This is a genomic window from Rathayibacter sp. RFBD1, from assembly GCF_002932915.1.
Lineage (GTDB): Bacteria > Actinomycetota > Actinomycetes > Actinomycetales > Microbacteriaceae > Rathayibacter.
This window is the reverse complement of the sequence record NZ_PSWQ01000024.1, coordinates 134,174-141,411: the sequence shown is the minus strand read 5'-3', so window position 1 is coordinate 141,411 and position 7,238 is coordinate 134,174. Positions and strand designations below refer to the sequence as shown.

Genomic DNA, 7,238 nt, shown 5'->3' with positions numbered 1-7,238 from the left:
GCCGATGGTACTGCAGGGGGGACCCTGTGGGAGAGTAGGACACCGCCGGACACCATTCACGATGGCCACCCAGAAATGGGTGGCCATCGCTGTTTAACCGGTCGGTCTCTGTTCGAGGACGAACAGGGCCGGCCGGAGCGACGATGACCGTCGTCGCCCGACTCCGGAACGAGGAGCAGCGATGACTCAGCACGACCCGACGCCCTCTCCGGAATCGAGGCCGCTCCAGAACGGCTTCGACGTCGTGGAGGAACACGTCCTGTCAGACGAGCTCCTCCGGATCGAGCAGACTCCGCTCAACGAGAGGGCAGCCGGATACGTCCAGCTGCAGGAGCAGCTGCGCATCCGACTCGAGAACGCGGACCGCGACCGATGACCGACGACTCGCGACTCGACTCGGCTCTCGCCGAGCGGGGCATCGCCCGGTCCCGCACCCATGCCGCTCGGATGATCGCCGACGGTCTGGTGACGGTGGACGGTGTCCCTGCACTGAAGCCCTCGATCCGCGTGCGCGACGATCAGGACGTCGCGGTCGCCGGCCTCGACCACTACGTCAGCCGGGCCGCCCACAAGCTGCTCGCCGCCCTCGACACCTTCGTGACGGTGCGAGTCGGCGGCCGGAACGCTCTCGACGTCGGGGCGTCGACGGGCGGGTTCTCGCAGGTCCTGCTCGAGCGCGGCGCCGCCTCGGTGATCGCCCTCGACGTCGGGCACGCGCAGCTCGCTCCCCGGATCCGGTCCGACGATCGCGTCCACGTGGTGGAGGGGTTCAATGCGCGGGATCTCACCGCCGCCCGGCTCGCCGAAGCCGCCAAGACCGCGATCGTGCCGGACCTGGTCGTGTCCGACGTGTCCTTCATCTCCCTGCGGATGGTTCTGCCTCCGGTCGCTGCCTCCGTGAATCCGCTCGCCGACTTCGTGGTGCTGGTGAAGCCGCAGTTCGAGGTCGGCCGCTTGGGAGTGCGGGAGGGGATCGTCCGGGATCCCGAGCTGCGTCGCGAGGCCCTCTCGGACGTCCTGTGGTCGGCGTGGGACCTGGGGCTCGGCGTCGTCGGGCTGGCCGAGTCGCCACTCCCGGGGGGCGCTGGGAATCGTGAGTATCTGGCGCACCTCCACCGCGACCGCGGAACGATTCCGACAGAATGGAGGGACGCGGTCACCGCGCTCACCACCGGATGACGCGATCGTGTCCGCCGCTGTCGACCGACCAGAAGGACACACCCTCGATGCAGTCCCCTCGTGACGAGCGCAACATCCTCGTCGTCGCCCACACCGGACGGACGGACTCCCTCGATGCGGCGGTCCTCGTCGTCGAGCGTCTCCGGAACTCCGGCGCCCACCCCGTCCTCTGCGCCGACGACAAGGGCGACATCGTCGCGGTCGCTCCGGATCTGAGCGACGTCGCCGTGCTCGGGTCCGACGTGCCGCTCGAGTCCATCGAGCTCGTGTTCGTGCTCGGCGGGGACGGGACCATCCTCCGCGCAGCGGAGATCGTCCGGTCCGGGACGGCGCCTCTGCTCGGCGTGAACCTCGGCCACGTCGGATTCCTCGCCGAGAGCGAGCGGGACGATCTCGACGACGCCGTCGCTCGCGCACTCGACGGCGACTACGCGGTCGAGGAGCGGATGACCCTGCAGGTGCGCGTCAAGATCGACGAGGCCGTCGTCTACGAGACCTGGGCGCTCAACGAGGCCACGGTCGAGAAGGGCAGCCGCGAGCGGATGCTCGAGGTCATGGTGGGCGTCGACGGACGTCCGCTGTCGAGCTTCGGCTGCGACGGCATCGTCGTGTCCACTCCGACCGGTTCCACCGCTTACGCCTTCTCCGGGGGCGGCCCCGTCGTGTGGCCGACCGTCGAGGCGATGCTCCTCGTTCCGCTCAGTGCCCATGCGCTCTTCGCGCGGCCCCTCGTCGTGGGCCCGTCGTCGAGCCTCGCCGTCGAGGTCAAGGAGAGGACCGACGGCGTCGGCGTCCTCTGGGCCGACGGCCGGCGCGCCTACGAGCTGCCGCCGGGAGCGCGCGTCGTCTACCGGCGCTCGCCCGTGCCCGTGCGCTTCGCGCGCCTGCACGACGCCCCCTTCACCGATCGACTCGTGCACAAGTTCGGTCTCCCCATCCGCGGATGGCGGGGGTCGGCGGAGACGGAGTAAGGCCCGATGCTCGAAGAGCTGCAGATCCGCGACCTCGGAGTGATCGCCGAGGCGACGCTCCCGCTCGGACCGGGCTTCACTGCGGTCACCGGCGAGACCGGCGCCGGCAAGACGATGGTGGTCACGGCGCTCGGCCTCGTGCTGGGCGCGCGCTCGGACGCGTCCGCGGTGCGCTCGGGAGCGAAGCAGGCCTGGGTGTCGGGGCGCTGGCTGGTTCCCGAGGAGGGCCCGGTCGCCGAGCGCGTCCACGACGCCGGCGGCGATCTCGACGGCCCGGAGCTGCTCCTCGCGCGCTCGGTCTCGGCGGAGGGACGCGGGCGAGCCGTCGTCGGCGGCCGGAGCGCACCGGTCAGCGTGCTGAGCGAGCTCGCCGATCAGCTGGTCGTCGTGCACGGGCAGTCGGACCAGATCCGCCTCCGCTCCGCCGCGGCGCAGCGCGAGGCGCTCGACCGGTTCGGCGGACCCGGTCTCGCCGACGCCCTCCGCGACTACGCGAGCGCCTTCGAGCGCTGGCGGGCCAACCGGGAGGAGCTCGACTCGCTCACCGAGGCCCGGGAGACGCGCGCCCGCGAAGCCGAACGGCTCCGCTCCGCCCTCGCCGAGATCGAGGTGGTCGCCCCCCAGCGCGGGGAGGACGTCGAGCTCGCGGCGCAGTCCGCCCGGCTCGGGAGCATCGAGCAGCTCCGGCTCGCCGCCGGCGAGGCCCGCGAGGCGATCTCGTCCGAGGAGCTGGACGGGCGGGACGCGCTCGGGCTCCTCGAGACGGCGCGGCGCGTGCTGGAGCGGGCGGCCGAGCACGACGCCGCCCTGCAGCCGACGGTCCAGACGCTCGGCGAGGCGGCGGTGCTCCTCGTCGACGCCGCCGGCGGGCTCTCCTCGTACCTGGCGGAGCTCGACCTCGACGGCGCGCACGACCTGGAGCTGATCGAGAACCGGCGGGCGGAGCTGTCCCTGCTCGCCCGCACCTACGGACCGACGCTGGACGACGTGCTCGACCTGGTGGACTCCTCCGGACTCCGCCTGCTCGAGCTCGACGGCGACGACGAGAGGATCGCGGCTCTCGAGGCCGACACCGCGGCCGACGCGGACCTCGTCGACCGCCTCGCGACCCGGCTGACCGAGCTGCGGACCGCGGCGGCCGCCGAGCTGGGGGAGCGGGTCAGCGACGAGCTCACCGCGCTGGCCATGGCGGATGCGCGCCTGCACGTGAAGGTGACGGCCGCGGGGGAGCCGAGCGTCCACGGGCGCGACTCCGTCGAGATGCTGCTCCAGCCGCACACCGGGGCCGCACCCCGGCCCCTCGCCCGCGGAGCCTCGGGCGGCGAGCTCTCGAGGGTGATGCTCGCTCTCGAGGTCGTGGTCGCCGCCAACGACCCGGTGCCGACGTTCGTCTTCGACGAGGTCGACGCGGGGGTCGGCGGAGCAGCGGCGATCGAGATCGGCCGACGGCTCGCGCGGCTCGCCGAGACGTCGCAGGTCATCGTGGTGACCCACCTCGCGCAGGTCGCCGCATTCGCCACGAACCACCTCCGCGTCGAGAAGGGCTCGGACGGCGCGGTGACCTCGAGCGCCGTGACGCAGCTCGACTCCGAGGAGCGGGTGTCCGAGATGGCGCGCCTGCTCTCGGGGCTCACCGACTCCGCCAACGCTCTCGCTCATGCGCGGGAGCTCCTCGAATCGAGCCGGCGGGGCTGATCGCGAGCGGCCCGGGACGACATCGATCCGTCCCGGGCGGTCCGCCGCCGCCGTTCTGCTGTTACGGTGGAACCCCGTGGTGGACTTTACGAACGCGGGCCTTTCCTCTTCTTCTCCCTCGGATTCCGAGGGCTCCTCCGGGTCCTCGACCCGGAACGCTTCGACGGCCGGGCAGGACGCCCCCTCGAAGATCACGAAGCACATCTTCGTCACCGGCGGTGTCGTCTCCTCGCTCGGCAAGGGACTCACGGCCGCGAGCCTGGGCAACCTGCTGACCGCGCGCGGGCTGCGCGTCGTCATGCAGAAGCTCGACCCGTACCTCAACGTGGACCCGGGGACGATGAACCCGTTCCAGCACGGCGAGGTCTTCGTGACCGACGACGGCGCCGAGACCGATCTCGACATCGGCCACTACGAGCGCTTCCTCGACATCAACCTGAACCAGGCCGCGAACGTCACGACCGGCCAGATCTACTCGCGGGTCATCGCGCGCGAGCGCGCCGGCGAGTACCTCGGCGACACGGTCCAGGTCATCCCGCACATCACGGACGAGATCAAGCGGCGCATGCGCCTCCAGTCGGAGGACGACCCGCAGCCGGACGTCATCATCACCGAGATCGGCGGCACCGTCGGCGACATCGAGAGCCAGCCGTTCATCGAGTCGGCCCGCCAGGTCCGCCACGAGCTCGGCCGCCGCAACGTCTTCTTCGTGCACGTCTCGCTGGTGCCCTTCATGGGCGCCTCCGGTGAGCAGAAGACCAAGCCCACCCAGCACTCCGTCGCGGCGCTGCGCTCGATCGGCATCCAGCCGGACGCGCTGGTGCTGCGGAGCGACCGGCCCGTGTCGGAGTCGAACAAGCGCAAGATCGCGCTGATGTGCGACGTCGACGAGCAGGCCGTGGTCAACGCGAAGGACGTCGCGTCGATCTACGAGATCCCGCAGATGCTCAACGAGCAGGGCCTCGACGCCTACATCATCGACCAGCTGGGCCTCCCGGCCGGCGAGGTCGTCTGGGACGGCTGGTCGCGACTGCTCGAGGCCGTGCACGAGCCCAAGCACGAGGTCACCATCGGCCTGGTCGGGAAGTACATCGACCTGCCCGACGCCTACCTCTCCGTGACGGAGGCTCTGCGAGCCGGCGGCTTCGCGCAGCAGACGAAGGTCGCCATCCGCTGGATCGCCTCCGACGGGCTCGAGGACCCCGAGGCTGCGGCCAAGGCGCTCTCCGAGCTCGACGGAATCTGCGTGCCCGGCGGCTTCGGCATCCGCGGCATCGAGGGCAAGCTCGGCGCGCTGCGCTTCGCGCGGGAGAACGGGATCCCGACCCTCGGGCTCTGCCTCGGCCTGCAGTGCATGGTCATCGAGTACGCCCGCAACGAGGCCGGCCTCGAGGGGGCCTCGTCGTCGGAGTTCGACCCGGAGACGGAGTTCCCCGTCATCGCGACGATGGCCGAGCAGGTCGAGATCCTCGCGTCCGGGGACATGGGCGGCACGATGCGCCTCGGCCTCTACACGGCCGAGCTCGCCGAGGGCTCGATCGTCGCCGAGGTGTACGGCGCACCTGAGGCCGCCGAGCGCCACCGTCACCGCTACGAGGTCAACAACCGCTACCGCGACCGGATCGCCGAGGCGGGGCTCTGGTTCTCGGGCCTCTCGCCCGATGGCCACCTCGTGGAGTACGTCGAGCTGCCCCGCGAGAAGCACCCCTACTACGTGGGCACGCAGGCGCACCCGGAGCTCCGCTCGCGCCCGAACGCCGCGCACCCGCTCTTCCGCGGCCTCGTGACCGCCGCCCTCGAGCGCCAGGAGGCCTCGCGCCTCTTCCCGGCATCGGAGGCGGGCGCCGATGAGTGAGCCGCTGTCGGACGAGCTCGTCGAGCCGGAGGTCCTGACCAGTGAGCGCGTCTTCGACGGGATGGTCTGGGGCGTCCGCGCGGAGACGTTCCGCTACGGCGGCGGCGAGCTGCGCCGGGAGTTCCTCGATCACACGGGAGCCGTCGCGGTGCTGGCCCTCGACGACGAGGACCGCGTCGCCCTGATCAAGCAGTACCGGCACCCGGTCCGCACCCGCGAGTGGGAGATCCCGGCCGGCCTGCTCGACGTGGAGGGCGAGGATCCGCTGGTCGCCGCTCAGCGGGAGCTGGGCGAGGAGACGGACCTGCAGGCCGAGCGCTGGGACCTGCTCTCGGAGTTCGCGACCTCGCCGGGCGGCAGCGACGAGGTCATCCGGATCTACCTGGCCCGCGGGCTCTCGTCCACAGGCTCCGCCTTCGACCGCGAGGCGGAGGAGGCCGACATGGAGCTGCGGTGGGTGCCGCTGGACGAGGCGGTCGAGGCGGTCCTCGCCCGCCGGGTGCAGAACCCCTCGCTGACGATCGCGGTGCTCGCGGCGCACGCGTTCCGCTCGCGCGGCTGGGACGGGCTGGGCGACGCGTCCTCGCCGTGGACGCGCCACCCGCGGGTCCGCCACCCCCGGGGGTGAGCCCCCGCGCCTGCGCCGAGGCGTACCTCCGGCAGGCGAGCGTGGAGCGCGGGCTCTCGGCGCACACGCTCGCGGCCTACCGGCGCGACCTGGAGCTCTACCTCGGCTGGCTCGAGGAGCGCGGGACCGTCGATCTGGCGCAGCTCGGACGGGTCGACGTGGGGGAGTTCTCCTCCTGGTTGGCCGCACGCCCGGAGCGGCCGCTCGCGGCGAGCTCGCGCGCACGGATCCTCTCGAGCGTCCGAGGGCTGCACCGCTTCGCCCTCGAGGAGGGGGTCGTCGCGGACGACGTTGCCCGGGACGTGGTGCCGCCGAAGATCCCGATGACCCTGCCGAAGGCGGTCACGGTCGAGCAGATGGCGGCACTGCTCGACGCGGCGCGCGGCGAGGAGCTCGCGGACCTGCGGGACCGGGCCCTGCTGGAGCTGCTCTACGCGACGGGCGCGCGCATCTCGGAGGCGGTGGACCTGAACGTCGACGACGTGGTCGCCGCGGAGGTGGTGCGGCTGACGGGCAAGGGGTCCAAGCAGCGGATGGTGCCGCTCGGCCGCTTCGCCCGCGAGGCCGTCGACGAGTACCTCGTGCGTGCGCGGCCCGAGCTCTCGCGGAGGGGGCGCGCGACGCCGGCGCTCTTCCTGGGGGTCCGCGGGAGCCGCCTGTCGCGGCAGAGCGCCTGGCTGGTCATCCGCGCCGTCGCCGAGAAGGCCGGGCTGGACCGGGAGATCTCGCCGCACACCTTCCGGCACTCCTTCGCGACCCACCTGCTCGCGGGCGGTGCCGACGTCCGCGTGGTGCAGGAGCTCCTCGGGCACGCCTCGGTGGCGACGACGCAGATCTACACGCTGGTGACGGCGGACACGCTCCGGGACGTCTACACGTCCGCGCACCCGCGAGCGCGGCGCTAGAGCCG

The 7,238-nt window shown here is 72.1% G+C and carries 7 protein-coding genes; all 7 read left to right on the top strand.

Annotation, left to right across the window (positions count from 1 at the left end; translation table 11 throughout):
- Nucleotides 1–181 precede the first annotated feature (181 nt).
- The 7 genes from C5D50_RS13925 (at nt 182) to xerD (ending at nt 7,233) form a co-directional block, all read left to right on the top strand.
- Nucleotides 182–376: a hypothetical protein gene (locus C5D50_RS13925; RefSeq protein WP_104283767.1), complete on the top strand. Its 195-nt coding sequence runs from the start codon at nt 182–184 to the stop codon at nt 374–376.
- The gene (locus tag C5D50_RS13920) at nt 373–1,179 is read left to right on the top strand and encodes a TlyA family RNA methyltransferase (RefSeq protein WP_104283766.1); all 807 of its coding nucleotides are present in this window, start codon (nt 373–375) and stop codon (nt 1,177–1,179) included. The genes C5D50_RS13925 and C5D50_RS13920 overlap by 4 nt, the downstream gene beginning before the upstream one ends.
- Before the next feature lie 47 nt (nt 1,180–1,226).
- Nucleotides 1,227–2,150: an NAD kinase gene (locus C5D50_RS13915; RefSeq protein ID WP_104222498.1), complete on the top strand. Its 924-nt coding sequence runs from the start codon at nt 1,227–1,229 to the stop codon at nt 2,148–2,150.
- 6 nt (nt 2,151–2,156) lie between these two features.
- Nucleotides 2,157–3,845 (top strand): DNA repair protein RecN, encoded by a 1,689-nt coding sequence (gene recN, locus C5D50_RS13910; RefSeq protein WP_104283765.1) that lies wholly within the window; start codon nt 2,157–2,159, stop codon nt 3,843–3,845.
- A gap of 190 nt (nt 3,846–4,035) precedes the next feature.
- Nucleotides 4,036–5,700: a CTP synthase gene (locus tag C5D50_RS13905; RefSeq protein ID WP_104222604.1), complete on the top strand. Its 1,665-nt coding sequence runs from the start codon at nt 4,036–4,038 to the stop codon at nt 5,698–5,700.
- Nucleotides 5,693–6,328 (top strand): NUDIX hydrolase, encoded by a 636-nt coding sequence (locus C5D50_RS13900; RefSeq protein WP_104250719.1) that lies wholly within the window; start codon nt 5,693–5,695, stop codon nt 6,326–6,328. The genes C5D50_RS13905 and C5D50_RS13900 overlap by 8 nt, the downstream gene beginning before the upstream one ends.
- On the top strand, nt 6,325–7,233 hold the full coding sequence (xerD, locus tag C5D50_RS13895) for a site-specific tyrosine recombinase XerD (RefSeq protein ID WP_104238573.1): 909 nt from the start codon (nt 6,325–6,327) through the stop codon (nt 7,231–7,233). The genes C5D50_RS13900 and xerD overlap by 4 nt, the downstream gene beginning before the upstream one ends.
- The last annotated feature ends 5 nt before the right edge of the window (nt 7,234–7,238 follow it).

Coding starts and splice junctions, on each gene's coding strand:
- recN (WP_104283765.1), top strand. CDS start 2,157: ATGCTCGAAGAGCTGCAGATCCGCGACCTCGGAGTGATCGCCGAGGCG.
- C5D50_RS13900 (WP_104250719.1), top strand. CDS start 5,693: ATGAGTGAGCCGCTGTCGGACGAGCTCGTCGAGCCGGAGGTCCTGACC.
- C5D50_RS13925 (WP_104283767.1), top strand. CDS start 182: ATGACTCAGCACGACCCGACGCCCTCTCCGGAATCGAGGCCGCTCCAG.
- C5D50_RS13915 (WP_104222498.1), top strand. CDS start 1,227: ATGCAGTCCCCTCGTGACGAGCGCAACATCCTCGTCGTCGCCCACACC.
- C5D50_RS13920 (WP_104283766.1), top strand. CDS start 373: ATGACCGACGACTCGCGACTCGACTCGGCTCTCGCCGAGCGGGGCATC.